We start from the raw sequence: 18940 nt of genomic DNA on the forward strand, positions 1-18940 counted from the left end.
TTAAAGTCTAAAGGTATTTACAATTGTTTTTTTAAATAGAGGGCTTTACCTTACTTTTGGTAAGGTTTTAAAATTTAACGTATACCCCCAAAAGTACAAACTAACTATAGCTGTTAATGTTTTAACGGACTTACAATAACAGATAGTTTTTCTACTTAAACATTTTATATGTGTTCTTAAGTTTAGGTGATAACGTTCAATATTATTGGTAAGTGTTTTTCCCATTCTGTGTAGATGATTTGGGATGAGTGTTTTATATGATTTCCATTTATCTGTATAAACCCTCTTAGGTTTTAACAGTAAAATCCTGTTTACCAGTTTATCAAGATCTTTAGCTCCTCTTTTACCAATATTTACATCTATAACTTGTTTAGTTTCTCGATTTATAGCATAGGTAACCCAACAGTTATTGGGCAAAGCAGTTACTTTAGCAAATATTTCGTCAATTTCATATTTCTGAGCAAATTCATTGAAAATAGGCTTTTTAATTCTTTCAGACATAAGCAATAACTTGCTTTTAACTGTATGCCTTGAAATTTTTAATATTCTGGAAATATCATTAATCCCACAACTATTGGTAACGAGTAAATAAATGCGCTTTTCAATATGCTTGTTATAGGCTTTATATGTATAACTCTCTTGTTGACTAGTTTTACAAAGCTTACAATAATAACGTTGTTTACCACTGTTTTGAAACCCATTTTTTATACACGGTATTTGGCATTTCTTACAATTCATAGCTATAAAAATAGTTGCAAATGTATCTGGTATAACAACTAATAAAGTATGGGTTACCCTTACTTAGTGTAAGGTTGTTAATTTTTTTACCCACTAATTTATACCGGCAGGTTATTAAACAACCTATTTTTAAAGGGTTTAACAGCTTAAAACAAAAACGGGCATATATAATGTATACCCATTTTATTGTTATGATTTATTTATTCATTTAATTATCAATTAGTTAAAACAATAATTATCGCTACCAACTAAATTAGACCGTTACCAACGAGCATACTATTTAGTACACTCGTTTTCTTTTTTTTTAGCTTACATGAATATCATTATTTTATGTTATATTCATTGTGCTTACCATATCGTGGGTGTGGGTGTGTGATATGGAATGGATTATTTATGCGTTTTCTAAATATATTTTCCTTTTAAAACTTCATTTTTCAAGAAAGATTTAGCTTTGAAGAAAGAAATAAAAGTATTAAATATTGTGAAAATCAATGCCAAGATAAATATTACTAGAAGCCCAAACAATTTTGGATAAAATATTAGTAAAACGGAGAATAAAACAACTGAAACTAATTCAAAAATTAACGAATAATATATTTGCTTTTGTAAAACGTAATCAACTTTAACCTTTTTATCTTTAAACACAAGTTTATAATAATAATTTAGGCTTGATTTTCTTTTTGAAGAGAATGGGAAAGAAGACAAATATTTAGGATACACTTCAACAATGTTGTTTGCATGTGTTATAACTTTTAAATATTTATTCTCTTTGAGGTTTTCTTTAAAACTCTCAATATTACCCAAATCAACTTCAATTAGTTTACTTAAAACTCTCATAATAATATTATTACTTTTTGCTTTCCTTTACTTTTTTTGCATGCTCTAAATCGCTTCTCCTAACCCTACCCCTAACAGAATAATTCCTTTTTCCCGAATTCTCAAAAATTAACTCAATGTTATAAGAAGCTCCTAAAAAATCTATTCCCCCGATACCTAAAAAGGAAGTATTCCCATCTTTAATTTTAATTCTACCTGAAGCTCCATTGTCTCCATCATGCAAGGAAATTGCAGCAACATTAAAACCATATTCCTTATTACCTTCCACATCTCTTTGGAAATAACTGCCAAAATATCCCTTATTTAAATCAACTGTAAATGTAGCGGATTCAACCATTTCTTTCAAACTTTCAGCATCATCATTTATTGATATGTTAATTATTGTCTCATCTATTGTTGAAAGTATTTCGATGCTAGCAACAGTTGCTGCAAATGCAACATTTGATTTAGTTCCCCAACCAAGAAAAGTACCTCCATCCTTAGTTTGAGGGCCTATTGAAATCTCTCCTGAGGCTTTAATATATTCATTGCTGTTAATTTCTTTTGGATTATTGAAAGTTAAATACATATTAGTCTTTTCATTATAATAAGTTCCTTTTCTTTCAGTTTTTTTAAATATTGGGTCGGTTCCAGTTGAACTAAAATGAGCTTGTGTTTCTCTAATTGCACGTTGCCAATCATTGGTTTCTTCTCCTGTATCATTATTTCTATAAACGCCATTACTGACATATGTCCAACTATCCGCTCCACTAGGGTCAGCCCAATAAATTGGGTTGTTGTCAAATGCATTATAGGTTGAATTAGAAAAATGCGTTACTGGGTCAATTGTAGTCCATCTTGCTATTGCTGGGTCATAAGAACGTAGAGGCATCTCATAAAGGTTCATTCCTAGAGCCTCCTCATATTCCGTATCATTATACTTCCATTTCTGTGCAATATTAGTGCTAGCGACATTCGTATTATACCCTTTATGTTTAAGACCAAAAGGATAGTAGTTGTTCTCTTCTACAATTTCCAAATCCGGAGATGGGTCTGCTTTACGTATGCTTAGGTTGTCAAACCATGCTGTAACGTTAGGGCTATTGTTATTGTTGTTGTTGTTGTACAACCCTACCCTGAAATTAATCTTATCTATATTAGCTGGAACAGTGACCCTTTTCTCCACATAAACCCATTGGTTCTTTGTGTAGCTTGCATTAGAATGCTCCACTAACGTGTAATAATTAGTCTCAGTCTCCTCGTTCATAAACATTACAAAGCGTGCCCATGAATTACCGTAACCACCCGTAGACTCCAGATAAATCCAACCAGAAAACATGTAGTCAGTAGCCACACTGTTACTTATATCTATCCAATTATCACAGTGTGAATATTTATTCTCTGTGGCAGTGCTATTGAGTTTACCTGCAAAGTTTCCAGATTTTGTATGTCCATTACCATAACTTAGGGATGTACCGTACATTGCTCCGTTACTATTCCACCCGCTGGCAGATTCAAAATCATCATAGAATACCAGATCGTTCTCACCCTTGTAGCTTAAACGTACATTCCCTAAATGGTCCTTGTACTGATAGATGTAATCATAACTTCCACCGCTGTTTTGTTCTATATACCCCTCAGGGTGGTTAAAAAATTTCAAAGAACTGCTGTCATAAACATAATTACCGGCATAATGCGTGTAGGTGTCCGTACTGTTTTCAGTCACCTTCTTTTCCAGTTTTACACCGGTGGCATCGTAAATGTATGAAATTGTTCCCACATTACCGTTACCGTTTATCGAAACGTCAACAGGTAAATTTAGATGGTTGTATGTGATACTTATGATACCCTTGTTTTTGTCTTTGGTCATATTGCCGTTATCATCATATTCATAATCATCATTACCATTATCAAAAACCGTATCGGAGGCATTACCATCATTGAATCCTGTGGTGTAATTAGAAACATCTGTAACCGAATGCAGCTGATTGGCATTATAGTAATAGTTCAGATTATCCATAGTCCCAAAGCTGGTTGGATTGTTCTCTGTTAAATGCCCTTTACGCTGTAGGTTGGTAATGTTACCGTTCTTGTCATAACTAACATTGGTAAGGTTATAATTGCCTGTATTGTCTGTTCCATTTATTATTCTATTAAGGGCATCATAGCTATAGGAATACGTTGTGCTTACCAGATTACTGGTATTATTTACACTCTGTGTATTCCAGGATACTTGGGATATATTACCATTATATAAAGCTGTACCTGAATTAGGGGTGTTATAATTTATAACAAAGTTAAACAGGTCATTATCCTGAAGACCGTCTTCATTGATGCCTTTTAACCACCCTCTTATATTATAGGCATAGTCTACATTTTGTAAAGCCACATTGGTATTTACAATGATAAAGTTTTCTATGGAGCCATTATATGAAGTAAAAGCAGTATCCCCAATCATAGGGTTACCGTTAGATGTAGTGCCTGATATATAAAAAACTACACCATTTTTGCTGTAATAGATGATATTGTCTTTGCGTTCTACTCTAAAACTATCTCCTGCAACATATGATACCGGAGGTCCATGATGAATACCAAGTTCCATAGCTTGTGCAGTTCCATCGCTCATTAAGTTGATACCATACTGTATACTATTAGTTAAATAGTCTGGGTCTGAATAGGAAAGTCCTGCTGTGAGGTCATAGTAATTATAAGTGGCTTTAAAGCTTACATAGCCATTATCTGGAAAGTTTTCGAAGGTTGATAATCCACCATTCATACTTGCCGGATTGTACTTATAGATTTTAGTACCGATAAGCCCCAGTCCATAACGGTTCTGATATTCACTGGTTATAGGCACATCGGCACCTACTTGTTTTTTAACTAGTTGCCCCAATTCATCATAATGATTTCTGACAATAAGTTCTTTTTTACTACCATTAACTTCTTGTTCATGTGCAAGCAATCGGTTCATATGGTCATAGGTATAGCCGTCTACAGTTGTAATGACAGAGTGCCCTGTTCTCTCGTGAAACGTTGTGCTCTCGATAACAGTGCCTAAAAAGTCATCGAGCTTAGTCATTATTTTGTCGGTAGCATTTAGGTAATCATTTTGGCTATACACGTAAATAGGGCGTGCCTTTTCATCATAATAGGTAACTGTAGTAATCCAGTCATTGGTTGTTAACACTCTTACTTTAGAACCAGTAGCCAACCCTTTGGTGTTGGTAGTTGGTGTGATGCCATAGGCATCCTCAGAAGCACCTCCGGCTAAATCGAAACTATAATCATCGTAATAATTGATGCTGTATATTTCTTCCAAAGTATCAGGAAAGCTATTGTTAGAATAATATATTTGAGTTCCGGCAAGCGTATTAACAGATGTTTTTACTTCATATTGGTCATAATAAGCTGCAGAAGCCTCTCCTTGAAAAAATTGCCTAGGAGCACCACCGTAGTCAATGAGGCCTGTATAAGCTACTCTTCCAAACACATCATATTTTGTAAACAACCATTTGCTTTGAGCCCTTAAATTGGCATCTTGGGTCAATACAGGTTGATCTAATCTATTATAGACTATATATTCCCAACCTTTACCAGGTATCTTTTTTTCCACCAATCGGTTTTTGCTATCATAAACGTATTGGTAACACAGTTCTGAGAGTTCAGTACTGCTTACTCCATTTGAAACATCAACCAAAGGCGGTAACACATAACTTAGGTTACCATAATAGTCATACACATAATAGGTGTCATGAGGTGTTTCTACACTATTAACATCTGCATAGGTTCGTTTTAAAATAACCCTGCCTAATTTATCCTTAAATTCTTCAGTAGTTTGGAGTTTCCCTTTTGCCTCAGTCCAGTTTTCATCTTTAACTACCGATTTGTAAAGGGTACTATCGGGGTTCTGTCGCATCTATTAAAAGTAATAAAAAATAATCCTTTAGATTAATCATTTATGCAGCTAAAGAATAAAATGATTTGAACATTGATTTTTTGTTAGAAACCAACTGTTCTTTCTTAATCATATGTACCATTTCTATGCCTGTTAATGTTCTTTTGGCTGACTCAAATTCTTTAAAGCCCAAGCCATCTAAGATTCTCTTTTTTATAAACCTATGGTCTTGTTCTACAATGTTATTTAAGTATTTACATTGCCTTATCTTGATCTTAGAGAAAGAACGTTTATTATAAACTCTAATGGCGTGTTTGTTAGCACCACTTTTATCAATATTGATAAGCTCGGGCTTCCCATTATTACCAATAGCTTTGATTAAAAATGATTGAGCACTCATGCGTTGTCTTCTCTTGGTTAACAAGAAATCAACTGTATTGCCTTGTTTATCTACTGCTCTATATAAATAACGCCATTGACCTTTAACTTTGATGTAGGTTTCATCCATACGCCAGCGTTTGCCAACAGCTTTCTTTCTTTTATTAAATTCTTTTTCTAACAGAGGTGTAAACTTAAAAACCCAGCGTTGTATGGTTGCATGGTCTACTTTAACACCTCTAATAGCCATCAATTCTTCAATATCTCTATAACTTAATCCGAATCTAAATTTGAAATACACAGCTTGAAGAATAATTGACTTTGGGAAACAATGACCTTTGAACATCTTTTTAAAGTGAATATATGAGATTTAATTTTTGACTAACTTAGACGCGACAGAACCGTAATTTTTGACTTTAACCATTTCTCTAGTATCTATTAGATATTTCTGCATATCTTTTTGAGAATAGACAAAAAGGGAGAAACAAACAAAAATCATAATCATTAGAGTTCTCATAGTCGTTCGGTTAAGATAAATTTATAATACATGAATCATTTTAAAACCGATAGTTTACATATAAATCATTATCGAGTTTTGAAGCCCAAAATTGGGGCTAACGGTTTGTGTATGGTTTGTTGCGTGATTTAGCAACTAATTTAGTAAACAAATGCTTGGCATAGAAAATTCCAAATGAATTTTCAAAATAAGCAACGACCAAAGCAATTAATTATACACGATGTTGTGTGGCGTTTTTTATCATTATTTTAAATTACATAAATCCTTAATCTCTTTTTTTAATATTCCACCATCTAGACTATTAGCAATAGTCCAGTTTTCACAAGCAAAGTCCTGTTTTTTTAATTGAAAGTAATTATGACCCAATAAAAAATAATATTTCGCTTCCATATGATTATAGCTAATTGCCTTTAAAAGTTTAAAAATTGCTAAATCAAATTTATCTTCTTTGTAATCATTAACACTGCTATTATAGAAGGCCTCACCAATAACTTTGTCACTTAACATGGTTTTATTCTGTTGACCAAATGCTATGGGTACAACATAATTTGAAGTCACATATTTACCACTCTTTTTATTCGCTTTCCACTTGGGCATATTATAGAGATGCTTAATAATAGCCGAATCCATTTGTTTAGTGCCATTTACAATGATGTCAACATTCGTTACTTTACCTTCTTCATTAATTTGAAATGTGGTAATTGTTTTACCATTATATACCATGTTACCTTTTCGTAAGTCGTAATCAACTTTTTTAATATATTCCATTAGTTTCTTTTTACCTCCAGGAAATTCGGCATGAGCATAATTATCATTAAGGATATTTGGATTAATATTATCTAATTCATTTTCGACACTACCATCTTCATTATACCAAACCCATTTTCCTGTAGCTTCACCCATATTATAATGTGCTAATCGTGATATATTTCCTGTTATATAATGAGCTTTCTCTGGACCGTGTTTCTTGTTGTTTTTAAATTCAAGAACAGATGACAGCTTCCCATTTGGATAATAGTTTTTAAACACACCAGTTTTTTGAGTGAGATTTTTATCATTAAAATTGCTAGTCCTTTTTAATGAATCATTTAAATAGTAATCTTGAACAACCCAAATATCATTCTGCTTTTGAACAGTGCGTTTAAATTTAGCGTTTAATTTTGACGTTTTTTGATTCTTATAGTTTATGTAGTAAGTTTTCAGCTTTTGAGAATGACCTTTAGACGCAAAAATTAAAAAGGCTAATAAGAACAGTGATTTTTTCATTTTAGTTGATTTTAAAATTCGGCCTACTCTATTCAGTTTTCAGTAAACCTGTTTTAGCTCAATGACACACAACGGTTACGTATATGAAAAGTTGCGTGTTTGTGTGCGAGGATTTTCCGAAGGAAAATCGGAAGCTAACAAACGAGCAACTGACTTTGGTTAAACTAAAAATAGCAATTTTTTATATACTTTGTTGGGCACAGTTATTTATACTTTATTTCTCTTATTATTTCTGTTTTTAAAAGACCGATTTCAAAAATTTTCTTTTCAATCCAGTTGTCAAACTTGTCCATTTTGTATTCATAACTTTTAGACGATATTAAAGAATCCATTTGGTTAAATTCCTTAAGTCCGATAACATTATTACCGTCATATTCATATAACGTCTTGCGATTTTGTCCTTGTCGATTTAGGTTTATTGATAAAATGCTATCTACTCTTTCACCTTTGTCGAAATAGGTTTTGATTAGAGAATTTCTAATAGTGTCTTTGAATTCTGTGTCAACATAAATTTGAGTCATTATAGACTTTTGTTTAGTGTTGTCATTTCTGTAGTAATGAGTTTCTACCTGTTCAAATTTTTCCTTTATGTAGTTGACGATTGAGCTTGATTGATAAAGAAGTGTGTCTTTATAAATGTAATTAACTATTAAAGGTAAACTGTCCGTCGACATTTTTACTATTTCTTTCTTTAATCTATTGGATGAATTATAAATGTAATCTATTTGCATTTGTTGATTGTCGAACAATGTTTTTCTAGTTTGATTTACAATATTGTCATTCTTTCCATACTTTTTCGTAGTTATTAAAAGGGTGTCTCGAATTTCATTTTCTACAGAATCTTTCTGAATTTGAATCGTATATTCAATTATTTCATTTATACTTTTAGTCAGTCCGTTTTTCGGTTTTTTCAATTCTTTAGTACAACCAAATAATAAGAAGGTTAGAAATAAGGTAAGTAGTCTTTTCATTCGGTTTTAATTGTGCCCAACGGTTGGTATATGGAAAGTTGCGTGTTTGTGTGCGGCGATTTTCCGAAGGAAAGTCAGAAGCTAGCAAATGAGCAACTAACTTTGGTCTAGCTAAAACTAGCAATTTTTTATATACTTTGTTAGCAAACGTATTTTTTAATAACTCAATTCAAGAGCAATTATTCGTTGAATGTAATAATCATCAAAATCAACATTATGAGTCAGCATTCTTTTAGCTATAAATTCTCCGGGTATTATACCAAAATCATTTCTGTCTTTTACAAAAGATTTTAAAAAGTCGGATTCACCTGAAATTGAGTTAAGAGCTTTAAGATATTTTCCAGTGTAATTTGTCTCCACAAAGGTCATGTACTTCTTTTTTATGGAATCCTTTGAAATTTCTCTTTCGTCAAACGGCATTTCCATTGAGCCATTTTCGTAAGTCCCATCTAGTTTGAGACATTTAGTTCTACCTTTTACTAAAAGTGTTTTATCATTCCATGGGTTTTTTTCAATCCAAGTAGAATCCATAACACAATAGATTTCATGATACAATGTGTTTTTAGTCAATAAATCTTTATGTTTTTTTGAAATTTTAACAAAGTGGCTAGTTTCACCCAGACTAATTTCAGATACGAATTTTTTATATGCTTTATTCTTTTCTAATTCAGGATATTGTCTTTTTAGAAAATCATTTTCAAATTCTGATAATAGTAAATCAAGAGTTTGACTATTTTCTTTTCCTAAAATTTTGTCGAATTCCGTTGTCCGATTATTATTTTCCGAACATCCAATGAGTAGAAGTAAGATTGTAATGAATTTGAGAATTTTCATTGGTTGGTGATATGTTTGCTAACGGTTTTGTATAAGATTAGTTGCGTGTTTAAGCAACTAATTTAGCAAATACAAACTGAATAGAAAATCCGCGAGGATTTTCGTAAGTAGGCTTGTAATAGCAATTAATTTTATACGTTGTTGGCAAATCGTATTTTATTTTCAATAGACTATTTCGGTTATTATTAATCGTTTTATAAAATAGTCGGTTACATTAACTTTAGATTTTATCATTCGGTCAGCAATAAATTTTGGGTCAATCGTTCCAGCTGCTTCTCGAATGTCGAGATAATCAATTAAAAAATCCGATTTATTCGAAATTGAATTTAAAGCTCTCGAATAACTACCAACATAATTTATATCAATCCAATTTTTTCGAGATTCGATTATTGAATCTTCATCAATTGGTTCTTTGTAACGAAAAGATGATTCTGATGTACTATATCCAAATGTTCCGTCTGGCATTAAATATTTCCGTTTGATTTTTAACATCGGAATATTGTTATTGCTTGAAGTCAGTTTTTCAGGGTCACGTTCAATCCAAATTGAATCTGGAACACTATAGATTTGTAATCTTAAATTACTTTTTTCGAGATATTGTTTACTACTTTTAGATATTTTTTCCCAGTATTTAGTTTGTCCGTTCGATAGTTCGTTCAGAAATTGTTTGTATGCACTTTTCGTGTCTAAATTCGGATATTGTCTTTTTAGAAAGTCAGATTCAAAATCGTTCACCAGATAGGTAAGAGTTTCGCTATTTTCTTTCCCTAAAATTCTTTCAAATTCAGCTATTTCTTTTTCATTTGAACAACTAAAAGTCAGAAGTAAAATTATGATTAGATTGATGAATTTCATTGTTCGGTTATATGTTTGCCAACGTCTCGGCTATGAGTAGTTGCATGGTTTAGAACTAAAATTTGCAAGTACACACCAAACTGAAAATTCGCAAGGATTTTCAGAAGTAGACAATAACAAGCAATTACTTATAGCCATTGTTGTGCTTACGTGTTTCATTATATTCTTCACTCTTTTGAAGAAGGGGGAGGTATTTGCACCTTTACTTCATTAGTGAATTTTCTCCATTCCATTAACAATTCTTTATATTTTTCAGGTTCAGATTCTTTGAGATCATTAATCTCTGCAAGATCTTGAGATATATTATAAAGTTTAAAATTTTCCTCAAGAAAAGGCCTCATTATGTTCGTGATTTTCCAGTCTCCTTTTCTAATCATTGCAAGACTCCCGTGCTCCAAACCGAATACATATTCAGAAGAATGTATTTGGTCAGATTTTCCAGACACAAAAGGCATCAATGAATTTCCTTTGAGCGGATAAATTTCATTCCCTTCAAATTTTTCTGGATAGACTGCTTGAGCCGCTTCATAAAAAGTAGGAGCTATATCCATTAATGTTACAAATTCATCATGAATTTCATTATTCCTTTCAATATTTGGTCCTGTGATAATCATCGGAGCATTGATGCCTCCTTCAGTCGTCAATCCTTTGTAATGTCGAAATGGTGATGACCCGGCCTCCGCCCATTGAGGGCCATACGAAATAAATGAATTGGGCTGCCCCATAGTTTCGTAATCATCATTAAAGTTTTCCCTCAGATAGGGTGAAAAATAGGGATCATAATAGAAGTCTTCAGCCGCGGCACCATTGTCAGACATAAACACGATTAATGTATTTTCGAATTGACCAATATCTTTTAGATGCTGTATTATTCTCCCAATATTATAATCAAGATTATCTACCATTCCAGCATACAATTCCATTTTTCTCGATTCTTTTTTCTTTTCATCCAATGACAAAGAATCCCATGGAATTACTTTTTCATGATTTGGGGGTAACACTGCATCTTTTGGAATCATTCCTGCATTTTTTAGACTTTCAAGACGCCTTTCTTTTAATTTTTCATACCCATCATCATAGCGTCCCTCATACTTTTTCCAATATTTTTCATCCACTTGCAATGGCCAGTGTGGAGATGTATAAGCTGCAAAGCCAAAAAACGGTTTTTTATCTTCTTTATTAAGGTCTATGTATTCAATTAGTTTATCCGTATAAAAATCAGTAGAATAGTCCCCATTGTTCCAAGTGGTGGGTTTTCCATCTTCGAAATATGGAGTGATTGGATCTTCTTTAAAGAGCCCTTGGTCATCATAATGATTTCCAGCTCCTCGAATATTAACAAATGAGCGTTCGAAACCTTTACTAAAAGGAATAGATAAAGAATCCCTTCCAAGGTGCCATTTTCCTGTCATGTAGGTATGATAACCTGATTTTCTTAAAATTTGTGGTATAGTTGCTATTCTGTTGGTAAATTTTCCTTCATAGCCGAATCCATTATTTTGGTTTGATTGTATGCCCATTCCGGCGATGTGGTTGTCATTTCCCGAAAGTAACATTGCTCTTGTGGGGGCACATAAAGGAGATGTGTGAAATCTACTAAATCGAATACCTAGAGCTGCTAAATTATCAATATTAGGTGTTTCAATATCACCCCCATAGCACCCTAAATCTGCATATCCAAGATCATCAGCTACCAATAAAAGTATATTAGGTCGGGGATCTTCTTGAATTTTTTCTTTTGTCTCCGAACATGAAATCAAAATACCAATTACTGCCAATAGTAGGAAACCTCGACAGCCAAGAATCCTAATTTTATGATTAATGATTATATTTTTTCTCTTATTGTTCGAAGCTATTTTCATCGCTTGTTGAATTTATCTTAGGTTAATTTACATGAAGCACAACGGTCTTGTGTATGAAACGTAGCGTGTAAAAAGACACTAACTTTTCGGATAAACACAGAGCCGAATTTTTATATTTGTTTTTAATTTTTCTCTTTTTAAAAAGCCAAATTAAAAATTTGGCGGTCTTTCTAAATATACAAAAACCTTTCAGTTAAGCACTTATTAGCTATGTTTTATACACCGTGTTGTGCATAGTTGTTTTAAGTATCAAGTGAAATCTCATTCCATTCAATTTCTTTATAAACTGTATATTCCAATGCTTTTCTTCTTTCCATTATTATGTCCAAATCAACTCTGTCCGATTGTTTTCCAGTCAAATTATTATTTCGAGCGAACCAATGGGCACGATAGAACTTGTCCAACATTTCAAATATTTCTACTTGATTTCTCAATTTGAATTTAGATATAAACTTTTGTGCTGGTTCATTATTTGCAATGTTAGGAATAAACGAAGCAAGTGAATCTTCCACACCAGTATTTAAAGTCAGATTATTGTGAAGTCCGCCAACCCAAGCAAAAGTCCAAATTGCTTCTACAAACCAATAAATATCTATTTGAGTTTGTTCGGGCAATTCCGAATATTCCGTTTCCAAATATTCTAATTCTTCTTTGTTCAAATAGTCTATAAGTCCATTTTCCTCGAGCCATTTTTTGATTATGTCTCTTGGTGCTTGAAGGTGTAACTGAAATAATGCAGTTAGAACCATTGTTCTACGAGCAATTTCTTCAGGTTCTCTAAATTCAGGATTGTCCAAATAAGGTAAGTGTTCAATAACCTCAATTCCAGAAGAACGCAAATACTTTGTATTCCTATCTTTTATTTTTTCTGGTTTAATTTTCTTTTGGAACCACATTTTCTTCAATTATGCACAACGTGTTTGTGTATGATTTCGTTGCGTATTTCAGCAACTAAAATAGCAAAAAGAAACGAGCCAGAGGGAAATCCGCAGGATTTTCCGAGTAGACACAAAACCAGCAATGAATTATACACGTTGTTGGCTGTATGTTTTATATAAAATATGTTAAACCGTTCTTTTATGTTGGTAATATGTATTATATTTACATATATTTAAAATAAAAAACATGATAATAGATTTTTCTGTAGAAAACTTTAGATCATTTAGTAACAAGGAAGTTTTTTCAATGATTCCAGATTCAGGACGGAGTAAAACTGATAATATTCAATCAATAGATTTAGTCGAAGGAACAGGAATAGAGTTACTTAAATCTGCTGTAGTTTATGGAGCAAATGGAAGCGGGAAATCCAATTTTATTAAAGCTTTGTATGCTATGAAATGGTTTGTTACTAATTCGATGGATTTTAAGGTTGATGACCCAATTCGTTGTTATGAGCCTTTTGAGTTAGATGTGGATTTTAAAGATGATTCAACAAAATTGGAGATGACCTTTATATTTGAGAATACAAGGTATCAATATCAAATCTCTTATAAGAAGGATGTTGTTTTATTTGAGAGCTTAGATTTTTACCTTTCTAACCAGCCAGCTAATTTATTTAAGAGAGATAATTCCAAAAGCAACAATAACGAGGATTTCACCGAAGTTTCATTAGGAAAAAAATTAAAAGATAAAAAAATACCAAAAAAAGTATTTCGTAATCAACTGTATCTTTCCAAATTTGGTTCAGATTATCCTCATGATCATTTAACAAAGATTTATAAATATTTTTCCGAAATGGAAATTTGGAATGCACTTGATAAAAGAGATGTCAATAAATTGAGTAGAGAAATATCAAAAAAAATTGCAAAGCCAGAGAATATTGATTTTAGTAATAGATTGAGTGAGTTAGTAAGGATTGCAGATATAAAAATTGAGTCAATTTTCGCAAAAGAATTGAGTGAAGATGATTTTAATTTACCAGATGAAATATCTGAAAAGATTAGAACAAGGTTTTATGAAGACAATAAATTAAGAACCTTTGCTAAACATGCAATTTATAAGAATGAAGAAAGGGTTGGTTTTGAAGATTTTGATATGAATTTGCAGGAATCAAGAGGTACAAAGGTTCTTTTTGCCTTAGGAGGAATTATTTTAGATGCTTTGGATAATGGAGGAATTGTAATATTTGATGAATTAGATAATAGCCTACATCCTAAATTATGTAAATTTCTTATAAGATTGTTTAATAATCCAATAAGCAACCCATTAAGTGCACAATTAATTTTTGCTACTCATGAAGTTACACTTCTCGATAAGGAAACATTTAGAAAGGATCAAATATGGTTTACAGAAAAGAATAAATATGGGAGAACAGAATTATTTTCTGCAAAACATATTGAAGGGTTAAGAGACGATACAAATTTTGAATTATGGTATCGAACAGGGAAATTTGGTGGAAATCCAAAAATTAAGGAGGTTGAATTTATATTTGGAAATGAGTAAGAAAAGAAAACCTTTTAGAACTATTTTTATTGCATGCGAAGGTAAAAATACTGAACCTATTTATTTTGAGAGGATTAAAGAGGAAGTTGAAGACAATAATGAATATGCCATAACTATTTATCCTGATAGAAGCGATGATAGTCACAAAAGCGATCCAATTGGACTAATTTGTGAGGCTCAGAAAAACATTAATAATTATGATGAAGTTTGGGCAGTGTTTGATAAGGATGGTTATACAAAGCATAAAGAAGCTGTTGAATTAGCAGAGAAAGAGATTAAGGGTAAAAAGGTTAATATAGCTTTTTCTAGTATTTCATTTGAGCATTGGATTCTATTACATTTTGAGCGGTCGGATTATGCATTTCCAAAATCAGCAAATATAATTCTTGAGAAATTTCAAGATAATGAAAAGTATTATTATGAATATGATAAAAAAGCTAATATAGATATCTATCCAAAAATTAAGTCAATGACTTTGAATGCTATTGAAAATGCAGCTTGGTTACGTAATATTCAAAGTGAAAACCTTAAAACTATTCCTCCATTTGAGGTAAATCCATATACAGACGTTGATGTATTGATTAAAAGATTATTGTCAATTAGCGAAGATATTATTTTTGTTAAAGTTGATAGTGAACTAAATATTAAGAATTGTCATTTTACATTTCAGATAGAAGAAGAAAATTTGAGTCTTAAATTAAGAAATAATCAAAATATTAGTTTAGTTACTAATGAAATCTCATTTTTTAAAAAAGAAGAAGATACAATTACGGAAATAAATATTCCAAATCAACAATTGACTCCTAATAAAAATTTGCTAATTGATTTAGCACAAGAGAAGTTCATTATCGTCAAATTCCGAAACGTAAAATTGATTTATGAATCTTGATTGAAAATTACAGCCAACGTTGTTGTATATGGTTTGTTGCGTGGTTTAGCACGTAATTTAGCAAATAAAAACCGAATAGAAAATCCGCGAGGATTTTCGTAAGTAGGCTAGAACTAGCAATAAATTATATACGGTGTTACCACACGTTTTTATTCTGCTATTTTTAATTCAGTCAGTAATTGTTCATTCGAAAATCCAGAACAACTGTCGTCTTGAAAATTAATTTTTTCAATTCCATTGTCAAGATTATAACTAATTCCGAAATTACAAGAATTGTCAGCATTTTGCATTAAATTCAGTTTACGCTCAAATAAAGCTATTCTGTCCATAACGGATTCCGTTATTTTTATTTTTCCACGCTTTATTCTTTTTCCGTTTTTGTAATATTTATATTTTAAAAATCCGTTTTTAGGTTTTAAAGTCAGTTCATCAGATTCAAAAGTCTGATGCCCCCAAGTTGAGTTTAAAACCCAGCTTTGGTCGTTTTGGATTGATTCTTTTATTAGAGATTTCTTTTCATAATCTTTGAATTTATTTACACAGATTTTTATTTCATTCAGTTCCTTTGCGTTTGTGAAAGTTGTGTCGATTATCTGTCCAAAAATATTCGTGTATTCTATTTTTATAATGTCCGAATTATTGAGTAAAATCTTCTTTTGATTATTCCAATATTTTTCTTCTTGTTCAAATTTTTGTTCAGTTAGAATTTTCGGTTTAGCTCTATCCAATAAAAACATTGTAAATCCATTTTCTTGACTACAATCATTCGCAACTAATTCAATTCTGTTTTGGGCAAACGAAAAGAATGAATTCAAAACTAAAATTGTCGATATGAAAAGCGTTTTTCTCAAATGTGTGGTAACGTGTTTGTGTATGATTAGTTGCGGGAAAGGACGCGAGTCATTTTCCGCCGTAAACGAAAGATAATTAATAAGATTGAATTTCCGAGAGGAAATTCAGCCGCAATTAATTATACACGGTGTTACCACACGTTTTTTAAATTCCATTCCCTTTAATCATAACTAAAATTATCGTTATTGAAATTCCGATAACAGAAGCTATAATATTCTTATTAATCAATTCCGATTTTTTAATTCCATAAACGAGATTACTTATTTTCTTTTTATTCATTAGTATGATAATCAGAAGTATGAGTAAGATTCCGATAATATTTAGAATAATCAGAGTATTATCTGTCAAGTCAATTTGAGTTGCAGGAAAAGCTAAATTTGTAATCAAAAAATAGAAATAGGATTGAATTAAAATCCAACCAATTTTTTTATTAGTGAAAACTCCAATAATTGGAATTAATAAGATTAGAGAAGGTCTTAAGTAATAGTTATTTGTAGCAATCAGAAAATATTCAGTTAGTCTGTCCGCATTCCAGTCTCCGACAGCAAAGTAATGGTCAGTTATATTCGAAATTCCATAAATCAATGAAAAGATAAATAAGCAAAATATGGATAGCTTAATTATTAAAATCAGGTAATTCTCTCTTATATGTTCTGCGGTTATTCTCAAATGTGTGGTAACTTGTTTATATGGATGATTGAACACCTTGTAATATTCCAAAATGGAGGGATAAGGATGCTTTTTTGCTATATTTTCTATCCATATCATTTACAATTGTCAAATCCATCACTAATATAGTTACTTTCTTACAAAGAATCGAAAGGGTTTTTAATATCTTTTAAACTTGTTGTTGAAACATGGGTGTAAATCATTGTTGTTTTAGGACTATTATGCCCTAATAGGTCTTGTATGTACCTAATATCAGTGCCACTTTCTAAAAGATGAGTTGCAAAACTATGGCGCAAAGTATGTAGAGTTGCATATTTTTTTATTCCAGCCTTTAACAATGACTTTTTTAACACTTGTCGTGCACTAACTTGTGAATATTGTTCACTATCTCGTCCTTCAAATAAATAATATTTAGGACTATAATGGTTTAGGTAAGTCTCAAGTAAAGGTATTAAGCCCTGTGAGAGTAATGTATATCTATCTTTTCTTCCTTTGGCTGACTTTATATGAATAAGACCTCTCTCAAAATCAATGTCTTTAGGCCTTAAACTCAATGCTTCACCAATGCGTAGCCCAGCAGAATATACAAGGCTTAGTAGCGTTTTGTGTTTTAGGTTTTTGGTAACATGAAATAAGGTCTTTATTTCATCCTTACTCATAACATTGGGTAGTTTTTTATCTTTATCGGGACGTTTAATGTGCATATCATCAATTTCAATACCCTTGAAATCAATATAATGTTTAATACCGCTAATACACTGGTTTTGGTAAGACACAGATTTTTGTGTATTAACTATAAAATCATAATTAAATTGTTCAATGCTTCTGGCGGTAATCTTAAGTATGTTTTTTACTTGGATGTAACGTAAAAACAAAGCGGTAACTTCCACATAAGTATCAACGGTATTATTACTAAAACGCTTTTGTTCTAACCACTTTCTAAATTGTATGGTTTCAACCTTTTTTGTAGTAATTAATGGCGGTAATTTAATTGTTATTTTAGGTTTCTTTAATACTGCAAATTCATTTGGAGTAGGAACAGTTTTAAAGGCTTCGTAATTAACATACCAACCTTGTTTTCTGAAATATAAAAATAGCTCATTGATTGCCTTTTTATAATAAACTAGGTAAAATGTTTTATAAGTTTTACTCCAATTAACTCCAGGAAATGCCTTTACATAGTCTAAGACCGTTTGATCATTTTCACAAACAATATTAATATACTTTGATTTATTATGCCACAAAGGCTTTAATGTAATGGTTAACATAGGTTTTTTATTAAAAATAATCTATAAAAACCTTATATTCGAATGTTACACGAATAGTATTCGTTTAAGATTCGATTAATTTTATCTTATGAAAGAAAAAAGAGTTTGTTTAGCATGCAATAAAGAATTGGAAACAGGTAGATCAGATAAAAAATTTTGTGATTTACACTGTAAGAGTTCATACCATTATAGAAAAGCATTAAATGAAGCTCCTAGGTTTTATAATAGGGTAGATAATCAGTTAAAATTGAATCGAAAAATTCTAAAACAATATAACAAAGCAGGAAAGGTTACAGTAAGGTCACAAGTATTGTTAGAGCAAGGTTTTAACCCCAATTTCTTCACCCATTATTGGAAAAATCAGAAAGGGGATGTTTATCTGTTTGTGTATGAGTATGGATTTTTAAAAAAGAAAGAAAAGCAAATAGATAAATTTATTCTTGTTATTTGGCAGGATTATATGGAGTAATGATTAAAAAGGCTGATTTACAGCAAAACGTTACACTTGTCACGAGTTTTAAGGAAAAATTCGTTACAGAAGTAACGCGTTCTAGGTAAAATCAACAGTTCAATTAAAAGCAATCAACAGTTCAAATCAGTTCAATTTGAAGTAATCAACAGTTCAAATCAGTTCGATATTGAGATATCAACAGTTCATTTGAATCTGCAACAGTTCATTTTGAATCAG

16 protein-coding genes are annotated in these 18940 nt (G+C 31.5%); 3 read left to right on the forward strand and 13 right to left on the reverse strand.

Translation table 11 applies throughout. The features are described from left to right. Positions 1-45: 45 nt before the first annotated feature. The 10 genes from FUA22_RS17240 to FUA22_RS17285 form a co-directional block, all read right to left on the reverse strand. Positions 46-738, reverse strand: coding sequence for an IS1 family transposase (locus FUA22_RS17240; RefSeq protein ID WP_147769845.1), 693 nt, complete (start codon positions 736-738; stop codon positions 46-48). Positions 739-1140: 402 nt separating this feature from the next. Next, entirely contained in the window at positions 1141-1575 is a 435-nt protein-coding gene (locus tag FUA22_RS17245; protein ID WP_147769846.1) for a DUF4126 domain-containing protein, read from the reverse strand. A 10-nt stretch (positions 1576-1585) separates the two neighbouring features. Next, positions 1586-5470 (reverse strand): RHS repeat protein, encoded by a 3885-nt coding sequence (locus FUA22_RS17250; RefSeq protein ID WP_194161872.1) that lies wholly within the window; start codon positions 5468-5470, stop codon positions 1586-1588. A gap of 40 nt (positions 5471-5510) precedes the next feature. Then, a complete protein-coding gene (locus FUA22_RS17255) occupies positions 5511-6173 on the reverse strand; it encodes an IS6 family transposase (protein WP_147769847.1) in 663 nt (220 codons plus the stop codon). A gap of 414 nt (positions 6174-6587) precedes the next feature. Further along, positions 6588-7610: an energy transducer TonB gene (locus FUA22_RS17260; protein ID WP_147769848.1), complete on the reverse strand. Its 1023-nt coding sequence runs from the start codon at positions 7608-7610 to the stop codon at positions 6588-6590. A 203-nt stretch (positions 7611-7813) separates the two neighbouring features. Continuing rightward, entirely contained in the window at positions 7814-8581 is a 768-nt protein-coding gene (locus FUA22_RS17265) for a hypothetical protein (RefSeq protein ID WP_147769849.1), read from the reverse strand. A gap of 156 nt (positions 8582-8737) precedes the next feature. Beyond that, complete coding sequence (locus FUA22_RS17270; protein WP_147769850.1) at positions 8738-9415, reverse strand: hypothetical protein; 678 nt, start codon at positions 9413-9415, stop codon at positions 8738-8740. A 162-nt stretch (positions 9416-9577) separates the two neighbouring features. Further along, on the reverse strand, positions 9578-10270 hold the full coding sequence (locus tag FUA22_RS17275; RefSeq protein WP_147769851.1) for a hypothetical protein: 693 nt from the start codon (positions 10268-10270) through the stop codon (positions 9578-9580). 167 nt (positions 10271-10437) lie between these two features. Then, positions 10438-12132: an arylsulfatase gene (locus FUA22_RS17280; RefSeq protein ID WP_147769852.1), complete on the reverse strand. Its 1695-nt coding sequence runs from the start codon at positions 12130-12132 to the stop codon at positions 10438-10440. A gap of 242 nt (positions 12133-12374) precedes the next feature. Then, positions 12375-13028 (reverse strand): DUF4272 domain-containing protein, encoded by a 654-nt coding sequence (locus tag FUA22_RS17285; protein WP_241664848.1) that lies wholly within the window; start codon positions 13026-13028, stop codon positions 12375-12377. Between the two features lie 229 nt (positions 13029-13257). On the opposite strand from FUA22_RS17285, the gene FUA22_RS17290 reads away from it, so the two are divergent. Together FUA22_RS17290 and FUA22_RS17295 are read left to right on the forward strand one after the other, a co-directional pair. Further along, on the forward strand, positions 13258-14574 hold the full coding sequence (locus FUA22_RS17290; RefSeq protein WP_147769854.1) for an AAA family ATPase: 1317 nt from the start codon (positions 13258-13260) through the stop codon (positions 14572-14574). Beyond that, the gene (locus FUA22_RS17295) at positions 14567-15463 is read left to right on the forward strand and encodes an RloB family protein (RefSeq protein WP_147769855.1); all 897 of its coding nucleotides are present in this window, start codon (positions 14567-14569) and stop codon (positions 15461-15463) included. Before FUA22_RS17290 ends, FUA22_RS17295 begins: the two co-directional genes overlap by 8 nt. Before the next feature lie 149 nt (positions 15464-15612). Here FUA22_RS17295 and FUA22_RS17300 read toward each other — a convergent pair whose 3' ends face one another. From FUA22_RS17300 to FUA22_RS17310, 3 genes are all read right to left on the reverse strand, one after another. Beyond that, on the reverse strand, positions 15613-16278 hold the full coding sequence (locus FUA22_RS17300; RefSeq protein ID WP_147769856.1) for a hypothetical protein: 666 nt from the start codon (positions 16276-16278) through the stop codon (positions 15613-15615). Positions 16279-16459: 181 nt separating this feature from the next. Continuing rightward, a complete protein-coding gene (locus FUA22_RS17305; protein ID WP_147769857.1) occupies positions 16460-17083 on the reverse strand; it encodes a hypothetical protein in 624 nt (207 codons plus the stop codon). Positions 17084-17121: 38 nt separating this feature from the next. After that, a complete protein-coding gene (locus tag FUA22_RS17310; RefSeq protein WP_147769858.1) occupies positions 17122-18252 on the reverse strand; it encodes a tyrosine-type recombinase/integrase in 1131 nt (376 codons plus the stop codon). A gap of 88 nt (positions 18253-18340) precedes the next feature. Here FUA22_RS17310 and FUA22_RS17315 point away from each other — a divergent pair, with 88 nt between their 5' ends. Beyond that, positions 18341-18721, forward strand: a complete 381-nt coding sequence (locus FUA22_RS17315; RefSeq protein ID WP_147769859.1) for a hypothetical protein — start codon at positions 18341-18343, stop codon at positions 18719-18721. Positions 18722-18940 lie beyond the last annotated feature (219 nt).

It is taken from the genome of Seonamhaeicola maritimus (genome assembly GCF_008056315.1).
GTDB lineage: Bacteria > Bacteroidota > Bacteroidia > Flavobacteriales > Flavobacteriaceae > Seonamhaeicola > Seonamhaeicola maritimus.